General features: G+C 53.8%; 13 protein-coding genes. 8 read left to right on the top strand and 5 right to left on the bottom strand.

The features are described from left to right. Positions 1 to 1,086: 1,086 nt before the first annotated feature. The 8 genes from rpmH (at position 1,087) to CFELI_RS13550 (ending at position 6,832) form a co-directional block, all read left to right on the top strand. A complete protein-coding gene (rpmH, locus tag CFELI_RS13585) occupies positions 1,087 to 1,230 on the top strand; it encodes a 50S ribosomal protein L34 (protein WP_277103315.1) in 144 nt (47 codons plus the stop codon). A gap of 36 nt (positions 1,231 to 1,266) precedes the next feature. Next, positions 1,267 to 1,656 (top strand): ribonuclease P protein component, encoded by a 390-nt coding sequence (gene rnpA / locus CFELI_RS13580; RefSeq protein WP_277103269.1) that lies wholly within the window; start codon positions 1,267 to 1,269, stop codon positions 1,654 to 1,656. Further along, positions 1,613 to 1,897, top strand: coding sequence for a membrane protein insertion efficiency factor YidD (gene yidD / locus CFELI_RS13575; protein WP_277103270.1), 285 nt, complete (start codon positions 1,613 to 1,615; stop codon positions 1,895 to 1,897). Before rnpA ends, yidD begins: the two co-directional genes overlap by 44 nt. Before the next feature lie 239 nt (positions 1,898 to 2,136). Further along, positions 2,137 to 3,093, top strand: coding sequence for a membrane protein insertase YidC (yidC, locus tag CFELI_RS13570; protein WP_277103271.1), 957 nt, complete (start codon positions 2,137 to 2,139; stop codon positions 3,091 to 3,093). A 299-nt stretch (positions 3,094 to 3,392) separates the two neighbouring features. After that, positions 3,393 to 4,052 carry a 16S rRNA (guanine(527)-N(7))-methyltransferase RsmG gene (rsmG, locus tag CFELI_RS13565; RefSeq protein WP_277103272.1) on the top strand — a complete coding sequence of 220 codons (660 nt, stop codon included), beginning with the start codon at positions 3,393 to 3,395 and terminating at the stop codon, positions 4,050 to 4,052. 94 nt (positions 4,053 to 4,146) lie between these two features. Beyond that, a complete protein-coding gene (locus tag CFELI_RS13560) occupies positions 4,147 to 5,079 on the top strand; it encodes a ParA family protein (protein ID WP_277103273.1) in 933 nt (310 codons plus the stop codon). Positions 5,080 to 5,122: 43 nt separating this feature from the next. Next, entirely contained in the window at positions 5,123 to 6,139 is a 1,017-nt protein-coding gene (locus CFELI_RS13555) for a ParB/RepB/Spo0J family partition protein (RefSeq protein ID WP_277103274.1), read from the top strand. Positions 6,140 to 6,178: 39 nt separating this feature from the next. Beyond that, entirely contained in the window at positions 6,179 to 6,832 is a 654-nt protein-coding gene (locus CFELI_RS13550) for a hypothetical protein (RefSeq protein WP_290259067.1), read from the top strand. A 91-nt stretch (positions 6,833 to 6,923) separates the two neighbouring features. Here CFELI_RS13550 and CFELI_RS13545 read toward each other — a convergent pair whose 3' ends face one another. The 5 genes from CFELI_RS13545 to CFELI_RS13525 all read right to left on the bottom strand — a co-directional run bounded on the left by CFELI_RS13545 (position 6,924) and on the right by CFELI_RS13525 (position 14,716). Next, positions 6,924 to 8,105, bottom strand: coding sequence for an N-acetylmuramoyl-L-alanine amidase (locus tag CFELI_RS13545; RefSeq protein ID WP_277103276.1), 1,182 nt, complete (start codon positions 8,103 to 8,105; stop codon positions 6,924 to 6,926). A 110-nt stretch (positions 8,106 to 8,215) separates the two neighbouring features. Next, positions 8,216 to 8,539 (bottom strand): thioredoxin, encoded by a 324-nt coding sequence (gene trxA / locus CFELI_RS13540; protein ID WP_277103277.1) that lies wholly within the window; start codon positions 8,537 to 8,539, stop codon positions 8,216 to 8,218. A gap of 96 nt (positions 8,540 to 8,635) precedes the next feature. Next, complete coding sequence (gene trxB, locus CFELI_RS13535; RefSeq protein WP_277103278.1) at positions 8,636 to 9,565, bottom strand: thioredoxin-disulfide reductase; 930 nt, start codon at positions 9,563 to 9,565, stop codon at positions 8,636 to 8,638. Between the two features lie 411 nt (positions 9,566 to 9,976). Continuing rightward, a complete protein-coding gene (locus tag CFELI_RS13530) occupies positions 9,977 to 10,606 on the bottom strand; it encodes an RNA polymerase sigma factor (protein WP_277103279.1) in 630 nt (209 codons plus the stop codon). A 591-nt stretch (positions 10,607 to 11,197) separates the two neighbouring features. Continuing rightward, positions 11,198 to 14,716 (bottom strand): murein biosynthesis integral membrane protein MurJ, encoded by a 3,519-nt coding sequence (locus tag CFELI_RS13525; RefSeq protein WP_277103280.1) that lies wholly within the window; start codon positions 14,714 to 14,716, stop codon positions 11,198 to 11,200. Positions 14,717 to 14,799: the final 83 nt, after the last annotated feature.

Genomic DNA, 14,799 nt, shown 5'->3' with positions numbered 1-14,799 from the left:
AGTATTGGTCGTCCTTATATTCTTTTCAGCGCTCTGTACAATCGCATTGCCCTTAATCCCCAGACCAACGCTACACACGTCTTGAACTGGGAAAAGCAAGCGAAAGAGCACAAGTCTCATCACTTCTGCACAAGCAATGGTGAAAACCAAAAAAACTTCCACATTGTGCTATTGGTCACATTGTGGTGGTTTCTTTCGTATTAGTGTGAATTCACAGTGGATATGCACCGAGAAAGTCACCGAAAAACACCATTCCTCCACAACTCACATCTGCGACGTACCTTGCCTGACCACGTGTTCCACAGTTTTATCCACAGCTGTGGATAACGTGACCTTTTCCGGTGTGTGCGAAACTTATCCACAAGAATTCCACCGGATTGTGGATAATTGTATGAATCGGTTTACACGTTTTGACCATAGCTTTTGCTATTTTTCATGGCGAACTTTGGGTTCGTGCTCAAAGTTATCCACAAGGCCAATTTGTCACAGGGTGTGAGTTTGTAGTTGTTAGTTTCTATTGTTACCCGCCTTAAGCCCCTACTGTCTAACTTGCAAAATTTGGGCGTTCACATGGGAATGGTTTTCTTCGCACTCAGATTCGGATCTTTTTATTCATGGAGCTCAATTGCCTGTGGATAACTATTAAATCGCGGGGTGCGGTTCGCAGAAACTCAAGGTTAATTACAAAAATGTGATTACTGGGGTGTTGTGGGGGTACCCGCGTGTCGATTTGGTTGAAGCCTTGTTATTCACGTAGTCTGTACGAGTCTGTCACATCGAGATTCAGGGCATTTTGCCTTGTCCATCGTTTGTGCTTTGAGAAGAGAACAGCCACCAATGATTTTCTTACGGTGGGATGCTCGCTTTCTTAACTTTCATACCCAGAAACTTGGTGGAGAGTTTTTTCACCAAGCTTTTCGCGGGAATGGCAAGCTCAAGAAAACTTTCTTCTCATTTACCATCATCCAAAAATTTTCAAGGATGAGCGTGAATGATCACGTCCCTTCGGTACTTTCTTCAATCCCCGAAGGGTTTGTGCACTATGACGCTCATTTCTTAAATTCCAACCAAGTAGGAGTGTTCACCGTGACCAAGGGTAAGCGGACGTTCCAGCCGAACAACCGTCGTCGCGCTAAGAAGCACGGCTTCCGTATCCGTATGCGCACTCGTGCCGGCCGCGCTATCGTTGCCGCACGTCGTAGCAAGGGTCGTGCAAAGCTCACCGCGTAATTTCGGTACGTAAAAGCTTTACACCACTAATCAACGGTGCTTCCCAACCAGCATAAAATCACCTCCTCCGAAGAGTTCAAACAAACCATTCGGAGAGGTAAACGTGCAGGCGGAGGTACCGTTGTTGTGCATCTACGCCCGCCCGCGACGTCGACAAGCGAAAATCTGCAACTCCAGCACACTCACATGTTGCTCACCCCGCCACCTCGTGCCGGACTCGTTGTATCCAAAGCTGTCGGCAACGCAGTGACACGCCACAGTGTCAGCCGCAAACTCCGTCACATCCTCATGGGTATTCTGCCCGAACTTGAAGACGGAACAACCATCGTTCTGCGCGCACTTGCACCAGCAGCAACCGCAACATCGAAGGAATTGGAACGAGATGTGCGAACAGCACTCGCAAAAATCCGGCGACCCAAAGCCTAAGCACTCTTTCCTCGCACGCGCACTCATTGCGTGCGTCACCTTCTATCAACGCTACATTTCCGCGCTCAAACCTGGCTCCACCTGCCGATTCGAACCCACGTGCAGCGCCTATTCCCTGCAAGCACTCAACCGGTATGGTGCAATTCGCGGATTTTTTATGACCCTCATCAGGCTAAGCAAATGCGGACCATGGCACCCCGGTGGATATGACCCAGTTCCCCCACGCGAGCCGAAAAAATAGTTCAATAGCAGCGTATATGTCGCTGATTGTTCCCGTAACTTTAGGCAAGCAGCCGTTCAATCTGTAGAATCGCAGGTTGTGTGAAGCAAAGCAGGGTGAAAGCTCAATTCACAGCGGGAACTATCACAGAACATCACTCGGTGAAACCACCAGTAGTGTTCTCTCGCTTTCTCGACGCTCTTTTCCTCTTTGCGCCTTATTTAAGTAAACAACCATTGAAGAAAGAGTCTTGACTCACCGTGCTTAACTTCATTTACTGGCCAATCTCGGCCATCCTGTGGTTCTGGCACAAAGTTGTCAGCTTTGTGTTTGACCCTGATTCTGGCATCTCGTGGGTGCTTGCTATCGTGCTGCTGACCGTCACCATCCGTGTGATCTTGGTGCGCCCAACGATGAAGCAGATGCGTTCGATGCGCAAGATGCAAGAAATGCAACCGCGCATCCAAGAGCTGAAAGCGAAATACAAGAACGATCAGCAAAAGATGATGGAGGAAACTCGCAAACTCCAAAAGGAGATGGGTGTCAACCCAATCGCCGGTTGCCTTCCAATCTTGGTGCAGATGCCCGTATTCATCGGCCTGTTCCACGTTCTGCGCTCCTTCAACCGCACTGGTTCGGGCGTAGGCCAGCTGGGTCTGAGCATTGAACAGAACCGTTTGACCCCCAACTACATCTTCTCCGCTGAAGATGTGCAGTCCTTCCTGGATGCTCGTCTCTTCGGTGTGCCACTATCTGCCTACATTTGGATGCCTGAAGATATGTATCAGGCATTCCAGCCGGTTGACTTCACCTGGATTACCATCACTTATGTGGCTGCCCCGCTGATCGCCATTATCGTTGTTGCTTTGCACCTGAATGCACGTATGAGCATCGATCGCCAGAAGGCACGCATTGCTTCCGGTAAGCAGAAGCCAGCAGCTAATGACCAGATGCAGATGCAAATGGACATGATGAACAAGATGATGATGTGGTTCCTGCCATTGACTATCTTGCTCACCGGTGTTCTGTGGCACATCGGTTTGCTGTTCTACATGGTGTCGAACAACGTGTGGACCTTCTTCCAGCAGCGATTCATTTTTGCCAAGATGGACGCCGAGGAAGAAGCAGAATTGCAGGCTAAGCGTGAGGCAAAGCGTGCAACAGCACCAAAGCCAGGCCAGCGTCCGAACCGTAACAAGGGCAAAGGCGCCAAATAAATGAAGTGACGGTTGGGAGTTTTTACCCCATGCCACAGGGAGTTTTCACTACTGTTTGTGAAGTTTCACGTGAAACCGCTACCAGTGACACAAAGGTTAGAACCTTTTCCGCGTGTCCTGGTAGCGGTTTTTAGTTTCACTACCAAGTTCAGCGCGCTTTCCCAAAAAGCACTGGTTGAGGGGTATGTAAGGTAGTGTGTGTAAGCTTTAATAGATCTAGGGGCATTCTTGGGCACCGACCTGCGTGTCCACAACTAAGTTGCACATGCCCACATTTTCATGAAGGAGCACCAAGGTAGATGACGGTGGACAACGGTCAAGATCTCTGTGACGTACAACCCCCTGCACAAGCAGCAGAAATTTTTGGCCCCAATCTGGATAAGGCACGTGCATATCACGAGCTTTTAGCTACCGACGGTCTTCAGCGTGGCTTTATGGGGCCGCGGGAGCTTCCGCGGCTGTGGGATCGCCACATCCTCAACTGCGCTGTAATCGGCGAGGTAATGCCGGAAGGTGCAACCGTTGCCGACATTGGTTCGGGTGCTGGTTTACCAGGTATTCCATTAGCGTTAGCACGACCTGACTTACAGATTGTGCTCATTGAACCGTTACTTAAGCGCTCGGTGTTCTTGGGCGAGGTGAAGGAGAAACTTGGCCTCAAAAACGTCACTGTTTTACGCGGGCGTGCCGAGGAAAAAGCAATCCGCGCTGAAGTAGGTCTCGTGGATATTGTGACCTCTCGTGCAGTAGCGCCACTAGGCAAACTTGCCGGATGGTCGTTGCCACTGGTGAAAAAGGGCGGAAAAATGATCGCCATGAAGGGTGCTTCTGTGTCCGAGGAACTTGAGCGGGATGGCGCGGCGATTAAAAGAGCAGGCGGTGGCAAGGCCGCCGTGCTTACTGTGGGAGATTCCTTATCGGAACCCACTACGTTGATTACATTAACTAAGCTACGTTAAAGCTCACATTTAGTGTGGCTATGCGGGCAAATACGCACTAGAGTGAGAGAAGCGAAAATAATGGGCCAGAAAGGTGGGCGAAAGCTAGGTAGTCATGGATGATATGAAATGGGACGATACCCCGATCGCTGCTGCCGCACGACGAGCGGCGCAGGTCTTGACGCCAAATGCGCTTTCTTTGCCACGTCCGGAAAAGCCACGTCATATGACAGTCGCCAATCAAAAAGGCGGTGTGGGCAAAACTACCTCTTCGGTAAACTTGGCCGCAGGTCTTGCGATTAATGGTTTGAAAGTTCTTGTGGTGGATCTTGATCCACAGGGTAATGCGTCGACCGCATTGGGCGTCGATCACCGAGCAGGAACTCCGTCGAGCTACGAATTGTTGATCGGTGAATGCACTGCCGAACAGGCCATGCAACAGTCGACGGCAAGCGAGAATCTTTTCTGCATCCCTGCCACTATTGATTTGGCTGGTGCGGAGATTGAACTGGTGTCGATGGTGCGACGAGAATATCGTTTAAGTGATGCGTTGCGTTCACCATTTATTCGTGATGCAGGTTTCGACTATGTGTTTATTGATTGCCCCCCTTCCCTCGGGCTGCTCACAATTAACGCAATGACCGCTGTTGACGAGGTTTTGATTCCCATCCAGTGTGAGTATTACGCGCTGGAAGGTGTGGGTCAGCTGCTGAACAATATTTCGATGATTCGTCAGCATTTGAACCCGAACCTGCATATTTCGGCAATTCTTTTGACCATGTATGATGCCCGCACGAAGTTGGCGGAGCAGGTTATTGGTGAGGTTCGTCAGCACTTCGGTGAAGTGGTGATGCGTACGAAGATTCCACGTTCTGTCAAGGTTTCTGAGGCCCCCGGCTATTCCCAGACGGTGCTGCATTACGATCCCGGTTCTCGGGGCGCTATGGCGTATTTGGATGCTGCGCGTGAGTTGGCGATTCGTGGCGATTATTTGCCTGATGAGACTTCGGGCGCAATTGGCCGACCTCCACTGAATAAAGCGAAGTAAGTGTCCACTCTATTGCCTTGTGGTGAAAGGAAGCCTTGACTCAATGAACCCGCAAGAATCCCGAAAGGGCGGCTTGGGCCGTGGCCTAGCTGCGTTGATTACCTCCACCCCTGATTCCGCTTTGGGCCAGGGCGCTGCCGATATTCTCATGGGTGGTGCGCCGAAGAAGCCGAAACCCCGCGACCCCAGTGGTGCGTTAATTAACCCTATTTTGGCTCAGGCTGCTGATTCTTCGGATTCTTCTGCTTCTGAGGCTGGCGAGTTTGGGGCGCATTATCGTGAGATTCCTATTGGGATGATCATCCCTAATTCGAAGAACCCGCGCAGGGTGTTCGATGAGGATGATTTGGGCGAGCTCGTGCATTCCATTCGGGAATTCGGGTTGCTGCAGCCTATTGTGGTGCGCCCTGCGGATGGTCGTTTTGAGATCATCATGGGTGAGCGTCGTTGGAGGGCTGCGTCGAAGGCTGGCGTGCATGCTATTCCTGCGATTGTGCGTGAGACGGAAGATTCGTCCATGCTGCGGGATGCTCTGTTGGAGAATATTCACCGTGTGCAGCTGAATCCTTTGGAAGAGGCTGCAGCTTATGAGCAGTTGCTTGAAGAGTTTGGTGTGACTCAGAATGAGTTGGCTGATCGTTTGGGTCGTTCACGTCCTGTGATTACGAACATGATGCGTTTGCTGCAATTGCCACTTTCGGTGCAGCGTAAGGTCGCTGCCGGGGTTTTGACTGCTGGGCATGCCCGCGCATTGTTGGGGTTGAAGCAGGGCAAGGCGGCACAGGAGATGCTGGCTGAGCGCATTATTGCTGAAGGTTTGAGTGTTCGTGCCACCGAGGAGGCTGTGACGCTGGCGAACCGGGGCGAGGAGAAGGAACCGAAGAAGCGGGAAAAAGCTCCGACTCCTGAGTACTTGACGCAGGCTGCCGATGTGCTTGCTGATGATTTGGATACGAAGGTCTCTGTCACCATGGGTAAGCGTAGGGGCAAGATTGTGGTGGAGTTCGGGGGTAAGGAAGATTTCGAGCGGATCATGTCGATCCTTTCCTCGAAAGGTTAACCCCGTCACATTTTTCTGCTCTTTCGCTAAAGTGAAATCATGGATGCACAGTTGCGAAAGATTAGCACTGAGGATATTCCCTTGGTGCATCACTGGTGTGCCCAGAGTGTGTTTTGGGAAATGTGTCCTGGCGCGTCTCAGGGGCGCACCGCTGACTTTAGTTTAGAGAAAGAAGCGTGGCTTGCCTCCCGCTTGTTGGAGCAGGGCAGCTGTGGCTTTAATTTGGTGCATGAGCGCCCTGGGGTGGCTCCGATTCGTGCGATTGCCACAATCTTGTTTTGTCCGCGCTCTTTGGCTCCTGGGGCTGTTGTGCTGCCTACTGCTCCCGCGTCGGACGATGCGTATTTGCTCAGTTCGTTGCATATTGATCCTGTTATTGCGCATACGGGTTTGGAGGCTGTGCTTGTCGACGCCGTTATCATGGAGTTGATGAGCAAAAATGTGTCTGCGGTTGAGGCTTTTGCTTTCCGGCCTGATTTTGTTGAGGATCCTGGTGCACCTTTGCCTGAGGATTTGCGGGTTATTTCGCGTGGGGTGGATCGGATTGGGATGATTAGTTGCGAAATTTTGCAGGCTGCGGGGTTTTATGTGCATGTTGATCACCCGCTGTTTCCTCGGTTGCGGTTGGATTTGCCGCCGAAGCGAGGTTTGTTGTTGGCGAAGGAAGTTGAAGAGTTGGTGCTTCAAAACTAAGCCCTGGGGGTGGTTTTATGATTAGTCCCCTCGCTTTGTGTTCATCTATGCGGACGAAAAGTGAGGGGATTGGTGTGTAGCAGTGTGGTTTTTATGCTTCGAGTTTTTCTTGTTCGACTAGTTCTAAGAAGGTGTAGGTTCCGGTGGGTTGGTCGTCTTGGTCCATGAGGTAGAGCCGTTTGACGGCTACGACGATGGCTTCGGCGATGGCGTCGCGTTTGGAGGGGTTGGTGAGGATGCGTACGTCGCCTGGGTTGCTTAAGTATCCGGTGACTACTTCGATGCAGGGCATTTGGGTGAGTCGGAGTAAATCCCAGCTTCGTCCGTGGTTTCCACAGTTGACGAGTTTGGTGCGGGCCACAATTTCTCGTTGAATGAATCCTGAGAGCAACTCCCCGATCATGGAGTAATTTCCTTTGTCGGAGCCGAAGTAGAAAGTGGCGCAGCCGGAGGCTTTGTCGTTGGGATATCGGTCTGCTTTTAGGCAGATCATGAGGTCGGCGCCGAAGGCGTTGGCGACGTCGGCACGCTCTTGGGCGGATAGGTCGTGTTTGCGGGGGCGGGAAATGATTGTTTCCATGCCTGCGGCAATCATGCGGCCTTCCACGCGGCTGGCGAGGTCCCAGATGAGTTCTTCTTCGGTGATGTCACCGTAGAGCCCTTTGACGGTTAAACCGCTGTTGGTGCCGCCCAAGGCAGGGTCGATGACCACGCGTTTGCCGGTGAGGCGTGGGCCTGCGTCACGCACGCGTTCGCGTTCGCGGAGGATGGTGGGTGAGCCGCCGGTGATTCGGCGCCCTAAGAGGCTTAGGGCGCGGATTGTGTTGGGGCCACAAATGCCGTCCATGTTGAGCCCATAGTTCATCTGGTAGTTGATGAGGGCTGCGTGGGTGCAGGGCCCGAAATGACCGTCGACGCGGTCGGTGTAGAAACCGAGCTCGTGGAGCTGCTGCTGGAGCTGATATACGTCGTCGCCGATCATTTCGTTCTGCGGTACGTATTGCAATACGCGGGCACCTAGGTGGTAGGAGGCTTCGCGCAGCACCCTGAGGGTGGTGTCGTCGATGTCTCCGGAGGCGATGATGCCGCGGGATTGTTGGAATCCCCTTAGTGCACTGACTAAAGCATCATCGAAATACGTGTCTGATTCCTTCAGTACCTGCTCCGACTGGACGTCGTCGCCGAACTCGGGTACGAGTCCCAGCCTCGCCAGCGCAGCACGAACTTCGGCTACGCGTGGGCTTCGGTCTCCTGCCCTTAGAACTTCAGTCACGCTTATCCTCTCTTTTCTTCAGTCAGTAAACAATATTCCTCGACAAATATAATTATTTCCTAAGAATATTGCGTGTTTACTAGGGAATACTGCTGAAATAAGGATACCAGTTAGATGTACTTTTGCAGGAGCGCCACGATCTCGGACTTAGAGCGTGCGCCAATAAATTCATCGACCTTTTCGCCGTTGTTGTAAATCAGCACGGTAGGGATCGACATGATCTGGAACATTGCGCCTAGGGTACGTTCTTTGTCCACATCAACCTTTGCTACAACGACCTTGCCGTCAAGCTCTGCGGCAACTTCGTCGAGGATTGGGCCAAGCTTCTTGCAGGGGCCGCACCATTCTGCCCAAAAGTCGACTAGGACTGGTTTATCGGATTCAACAACGACGGAACGGAAGGTGTCTTGGGTTACTGCTACTGCTTTGCTCATTGTAGGGTTTACCTTTCTTGACGATGTGTGGGTACGTAGAAGTGAAGTGGATAGCGCGACGCATCTGCGGTGCGAAGCGTGCCTTGGATCGTTGTGTTAGTTGGCAAGGGCTTCGAGGTAGTGCTCGGCGTCGATGGCGCCACGGCAGCCGGAGCCAGCGGCGGTGATTGCCTGCTGGTAGTGGCTGTCGACGAGGTCACCGATGGCGAAGACACCTGGAACGTTGGTCTTGGTGGAGGGGTGTTCGACGAGGACGTAGCCGGCCTCATCGCAGTTGACCACGTCGCGGAACATCTCGGAGCGAGGATCGTGTCCGATGGCTGCGAACATGGCGGTGACATTCAGTGTGGAAGTTTCACCGGTGACTGTGTCTTGTAGTTCCAGTCCGCTGACGGCGTTGTCGCCAGTGACGCGGGTAACCACCTTGTTGGTGAGGAAGGTAATCTTCTCGTTTGCCCGTGCGCGTTCGAGCATGATGTTGGAGGCGCGGAATTCTTCGCGGCGGTGAACGATGGTAACTGATCGTGCGAACTTAGTTAAGAAGATTGCTTCTTCCATTGCGGAATCGCCGCCGCCGACGACTGCGATGTCATGGTCGCGGAAGAAGAAACCGTCGCAGGTCGCGCATGCCGATACGCCGCGGCCAAGCAGTTCCTGTTCGCCAGGTGCGCCAATGTAGCGAGGTGCGGAGCCGGTGGCGAGAATGACGGCGCGTGCTTCGAAGAGTTTGTCGTCAACCCAGACTTTTTTCGTTTCGCCTTCGAGCTCCACTTTGGTGACGTTTTCCATGCGCAGGTCTGCGCCGAAGCGCTCAGCTTGGGCGCGCATGTTTTCCATCAATTCGGGCCCTAAGATTCCGTCTTTGAAACCTGGGAAGTTTTCTACCTCTGTGGTTGTCATCAATGACCCACCGTATTCGAAGCCTTCGAAGACAAGTGGTTTCAGATCGGCGCGTGCGGCATATAAAGCCGCAGTATAACCTGCAGGCCCAGAGCCGATGATGATGACGTTATGGATCTCAGACATGGTGCGTCGCAAGTACCTTTCACGGGGAAATTGTGGGCATTGATGGGCGGGTGTGTACTGGTTGTACACGAGGGGGTGAAGATCTTTCTTCTCTATTATCTTTCACTATAAATCAAAAGGCAGTAGTTATAGATGTACTAACCTTCTATAAAGCCTAACAATTGAGAAGTATAGTCTATTCCCTGCCGCTACTTCCCTCCAGCTCAGAAGCGCCCGCTGTGATGAATATAATCGGTCGCCCCTTAATCCTTGTGCTGCTACGCAAGGCTACGCAGCGCCGATTTCCCTCCCCTTCTGAGCGTTTCTTGGAGTGGTGCATGGCGACGATGGCGGGCATGCGGCACTGCATGCTCTCGCCGTGATACGTGCTGACGACGTCGTCACCACCTGTGGCGTGTTCATTGCTGGGGGTTAGCCCCACAGTGTGTTGCCGTTGTATGGGGGCCTGCTTAAGATATTTTTCATCATGGAGCGTCCGCGTGATCGGCGGGTGCGGATGGTGATGGGTTCGACTTTTTGTAGTTCTGCTGCCTCTTCGATGGTGTATCCGAGTAGGTCTACCAGGATGATGGCGGTGCGGTATTTGTGTGAGATTTCGTTGAGAGCGTTTCGGATTTCGGTGCTCATGAAGAGTTGTTCGAGGAATTCTGCGAATGGGTCGTGGCTGAGTATGGAATTGAGGTAGTGGTTGTAGCTAGGGTCGTCCACGATGAAGTCTTCTGGAACGGTTTCTTTGGTTCTGCGGTCATAGCCGGTGTGGGCCACGATTTTGTTGAGCCAGGCTTGCAGCGGTGCGGTACCTTTGTAGGTTTCGAGTTTGGTTGAGACTTTGAGAAGGGCTTCTTGTAGGATTTCTTCGGTGTCTGATTCGCATCGGGAGTATTTCTTGGCCACCCACGTCATTTGTTCTTTGTGTCGCGTTACGATTTCCTCGAAGGCGCTGTGTGCGCCGTCGAGGTAGGCTCGGATCAATTCTTGTTCTCCGAGATCGACGAGTTCATGGGTGCCAGGCATTGTGGATTCTCGCCGGGATTGTGCCATGGTGTCACCTCCGCGAAAGACTAAAGTCTTGCCTAAATTTTATTGATTTCAGTATTTTCTTAGTGGTTGTGATAGTTGGCTTGCCGTGCAGGTGGACTGTGCTTTTCCGCATGTCACCCCTAGTGGGCAAGTACAGTCATTATTGGTTTGAACAGGTGCCTTGTCTAGCAATTAGAAGAAAAAAATTCTTCCCTAAAATATCTTGCAATGCTTTTCCGAACCGAGTAATAAACTCAATCCGAATCACAATATGCCCAGTTTTATGGGGATATGTCCATAGGTTAGTGCGTGTGTCTATTCGTGTTTAAAGCTCGTGTGGAAGCTGAGCGCTCCAGCGTTTCCCCCAAAATGGTGTCCCCACAATCACCCCTTTTATCTTAAGTAAACTGTTTGTATCTGCTTTTTTCGGGGTGAAACAGGGTGAAAACTGCAGGTGTGAGGGGGATGGTCCCTGGGGTATAAGGTCGAATGAGTTCGCGGTCCCATATATTTTTAGTAAGAAAAATAATATCTATTCTTAAGCAATTCTTTGTTGTGCTGATGTACACTCACCACCCTTCTCCCCTGCTGAAATTTCGCACAGAAAAATGATCAGCTAAGGGGTATCGTGGCATGCGAAAACGCCCCTTCTGCGATTGTGGGCAGAAAGGGCGTTGAGTTTACTGCGGGGGTACCGCATGGTGCGGAGCCTAAAGTGTTGTAGGGTTGGCCGACCAAAGTGATTTCAGAGATATCCACACCGGTGGTGGTGTGTGTGTCGTCAGTATTTTTCTTTGGTGCTACTTGTTCGATATAGACCAGTACTTGAGTCACTTTGGTGCGGGATTCGATATCGATGGTGGTCAAGGTTGTATCCACCTGCTTTTCGGCCAAAATGCTTTGGGCAAGAAGTTCGTTCAGCGAGGTGCTGTTCGTGATGGTTTTAGCTTCTTGTACACCGAAGATGCGCACCTTAAATCCAGGTGTGGTGGTGGATAAAGCGACGCGGTTGAGTTCGTGAGGTGCATCCAAGTTCATCAGCACGCCGTGGCCCGCGTCTGCATGCCACACGGTGGTGGAGTCGCGGTCGGTGGCGAATGCGGCGCTGAGACTTTCTTCCCGCCATCCGGTGCTCATGCTCGGTGTGAGGATCACATCGGGCATGAGCATGCTGCTGCTTTCGTGGGCAATGGTTTGTGGCTTAATCGGTGCTTGTTCCTTACCGCTGTTGAACAAGGAGGTGAGGTAGGCGGTAATCACGGCTGCGGCGATAACGAGCGCGGTGGCGGCGATGAATACCACCGTGGTAGCGGCACGGCTATAGCCCTTGCGGCCGAAACCGCCGACGGGTTCTTCCACACGTTGTGGTGCTGCTTGTGCGACCACCTTCAACGCGGGTTCTTCTGGGCGAACAGTGGTGTCGCGGCTAAATTCTTGCTCAGTGTCGGCCACGCCATTGTTATCCTGCGGTGCTTGTTGTGCACGGAAGGCTGCAGGGATCTGTTCGAGTTCGCAGGTGAGAAGTTGTTGGATGTCGCTCGGTGCGGTGGCGGCGTCGATAAGCGCTGAGAGTGCGGTGCGCAGCGAGCGCAGATCGCGTTCATGAGACGCATCATCGAGTACTGCGGGGAAGGCGAGCACGGCAACGCCTGCGGTGTTAATGCGGATGCGGGCACGGTTGTCGAGGCCGAGAGTTTTGTGCTCCGAGGCCGCAACCAGTGGTGCGAGTGCGTGCGCGGCGGCGTAGGGGTTGATTTCGCCTTCGGCATCGGCTGCAACTTTCGCCAGTGGTGAACCGTGCACCCAGTCGGCGATGATCAGGCAGCCGTTGCGGTAGGCGCGCACCTCAATGTTTTTCGCGATTGCTTCCCCACCGATTCCAGCGAGCGCAAGGGTGCGCACCTTCACACGGTCGGCGGCGGCTTGGGCTTCGGCGGGACTCAGCGGCGCCATGGGGGCTTGGCCGGAAGTATCGACGAAGGTCAGTGCCACTTCCCTACCACTGTTTTTCTCAATAGCGCGCCAGAAGCGGGCGCCGGGCACGCTGCCGTGATCGACGAGCAGGCGGAAGCTACCGTCGGATACCTCTGCGCCGGGTACCAAGCGGGGGCCGCGCACAATACCAGCCGACATCGGTGGTGGGACTGGGGTGGCGTTGAAGGTGTCGTCGATGTAGGTCGCTTCGATTCTAAGATCATCGCCTTTGATGGTGGGCAGCTCAACATCGTCTGCTTCCTTGATAATGCGGCTCATGCCTGGGATGCGGCGCAGCATTTGTCCGAGCTTGATCACTTCGCGCAAACCGGAGCGGGAGATCACAAGACCGGTGACAATCAGGAATAAAGTGCCGGTAATGGCAAGCTGGACGAGGTAGCCGACGGAGCCCAGGGCGTCGAAAAGCGACCCTGCAATCATATCCAGGCCAAGCCCCGCGCCGAAGGCTACAGCGCCACCCACAGCGGAGGCACCAAGCGCCCACACGCAGGTGCGGGCAACATCTTTGGTGCCAAGGTTGCCGAGTTTGCGGCGTAGCAAGAATGCGCCAATGACAGCACCGGCGACGAAGCCGAAACCATTAGCCGCACCGAGCAAAATAACCACGCGCGACGGCGAGGTAGCAAAGAAGGGGGCCAGGATTGACAGCGCGACTTTGGTGGCGGTAATTCCGGCGATGATGAAGGTAGGTGTCCAGGCTTCTTCGCGGGCGTAGAACACGCGCAAATGAAGCAGCACCATGGCGTAGGGCAAGAGGGTGAAGGCGGAGAAGCTCAGCGTCCAACCTAAGATGGTGGCTTCGGGGCCGTCGAACTGGCCGTAGGCGAACAAACCGCGGGCGATCCAGGTACCGAAGATGGTGAAGAAAACGACGATGGGGATCAGGGCGATGAAGGTGAGTTTGGAGCCCATCACGAGGTCGCGCGTGACTGCTTTGTCGTCGCCATCAGCGGCGTTGCGGGAAAGCCGCGGCATGATTGCGGTCAGCAGGGTCACGCCGATGATGCCGTAGGGTACTTGCAGCAACAGCCATGCTTGCTGGTAAATGTTGGGCGCTGCGGCGTCGGCGGCAGAGGCGATGCGGGTGGTGACGATATAGCCGAGCTGGCTGATGGCAACATAGACAATGATGGCTGCTGCCATGCCGCCGAATTGTTTGAGGCGTTCGTCGATTCCCCACAAGGGTTTGAGCGAGACTCCTGCTTTTTTGATGTAGGGCACCATGATCAGGGCTTGCACGATGACGCCGAGTGTGGTGCCGACGCCGAGCAGCATGATGTGGGGGTCGAAGATTCCGGCGGCTTCACCTGGGGTGAGTTCGCCGGGCACTAGCCAGTATGCGGCCATGACGATGAGCACGATGATGTTGTTGATCACCGGCGCCCACGCCCCGGGTTTGAATATTCCCTTGGTGTTCAAGATCGCCATGAGTAGCGAGAACATGCCGTAGAAGAAGATTTGGGGCAGCAGCCAGTAGGCGAATCCGGTGGCTTGTGTGAGGTTGACTTTGCCTTCGCTGCCGAGGTTGGCGGTCACGAGCAGTGGTGTTGCTATCACTGCGATGATGGTGACGCTGCCGAGCAGTGTTGCGGCGAGGGTGAAAAGTCGTCGGATGAAGGCTTCGCCGCGGTCGGGGTCTTCTTTTTCGGCGCGCACGAGCACCGGCACTACGAGGGAGGTGAGCACTGCGCCGAGTACGATTTCGATGACGAGGTTCGGCAGTGTGTTTGCGGTGTTGAAGGCGGAGGCGATGGCGCCGCCGAGGGTGGCGGTGATGAAAACATTGCGCAAGAATCCGGTGATGCGGCTGCACAGTGTTGCTACTGCCATGGAGCCGGAGGAGCGGACAACATCTTCGTCGGTGGAGCGCGGGCTGTCGGCGCTTGTGCTTGTCGACGCCGTCACTTGTTCTCCTTCGCGCGCACTGTGTGCCGCGGTGTGGAGTTGTTCACCGGGGGTGAGGGTTGCGACAGTCGTTGTGGTGTCTGCGGCGGCTTGGGGTGCTGATTTGAGGGCGGAGCGGTCTTGGGGGTTCCTGCGCCGAGTGGTGGCTTTTCGCACTTTGGGTACGGGTGCCGGTGGTGCTGGCTCGATTATGCGGCCACGCAAGCCTGGCTGCTGGTCGTGATCGCTCACGCCACTCTCCTTTAACTGTTGAGATTTTGGTTGGCGGGGGTTGTGCTGGCGCACAGCCACCTAAAGCTTTCTATTGTCTCGCT

The sequence above is a fragment of the Corynebacterium felinum genome (assembly GCF_030408755.1).
In the GTDB taxonomy this organism is placed as follows: Bacteria; Actinomycetota; Actinomycetes; order Mycobacteriales; family Mycobacteriaceae; genus Corynebacterium; species Corynebacterium felinum.
This window is presented reverse-complemented; position numbering and strand designations above follow the sequence as displayed.

Coding starts and splice junctions, on each gene's coding strand:
- yidD (WP_277103270.1), top strand. CDS start 1,613: ATGTGCGAACAGCACTCGCAAAAATCCGGCGACCCAAAGCCTAAGCAC.
- rsmG (WP_277103272.1), top strand. CDS start 3,393: ATGACGGTGGACAACGGTCAAGATCTCTGTGACGTACAACCCCCTGCA.
- CFELI_RS13560 (WP_277103273.1), top strand. CDS start 4,147: ATGGATGATATGAAATGGGACGATACCCCGATCGCTGCTGCCGCACGA.
- CFELI_RS13555 (WP_277103274.1), top strand. CDS start 5,123: ATGAACCCGCAAGAATCCCGAAAGGGCGGCTTGGGCCGTGGCCTAGCT.
- CFELI_RS13550 (WP_290259067.1), top strand. CDS start 6,179: ATGGATGCACAGTTGCGAAAGATTAGCACTGAGGATATTCCCTTGGTG.
- trxA (WP_277103277.1), bottom strand. CDS start 8,539: ATGAGCAAAGCAGTAGCAGTAACCCAAGACACCTTCCGTTCCGTCGTT.
- trxB (WP_277103278.1), bottom strand. CDS start 9,565: ATGTCTGAGATCCATAACGTCATCATCATCGGCTCTGGGCCTGCAGGT.
- CFELI_RS13530 (WP_277103279.1), bottom strand. CDS start 10,606: ATGGCACAATCCCGGCGAGAATCCACAATGCCTGGCACCCATGAACTC.